This is a genomic window from Neisseria sp. P0001.S005, from assembly GCF_051963715.1.
Window position 1 is genome coordinate 1 of sequence record NZ_JBQCTZ010001021.1, and the last position, 251, is coordinate 251.

At 51.8% G+C, this 251-nt stretch carries 1 pseudogene; it reads right to left on the minus strand.

The window, feature by feature from the left end:
* A pseudogene (locus ACTHSP_RS23925) lies at nucleotides 1-251 on the minus strand (polyphosphate kinase 2); the annotation flags it as partial.

The window sequence follows — 251 nt, forward strand, 5'->3', positions numbered from 1 at the left end:
TCACGGGATACGGAGAACCAGAATTTGAACAGATGGATGCCGCTGGCAACAAGCATACGTTCCAATTCAGGGGTTTGACGCATGAAGAGCAGGTATTCGTTAGGTTCGCAGAAGCCCATTACGCGTTCTACGCCGGCACGGTTGTACCATGATCGGTCGAAGAATACCATTTCGCCTGCGGTCGGCAGGTTTTGGATGTAGCGTTGGAAATACCATTGGCCGCGTTCGGTAGTGGTTGGTTTCTCCAAAGC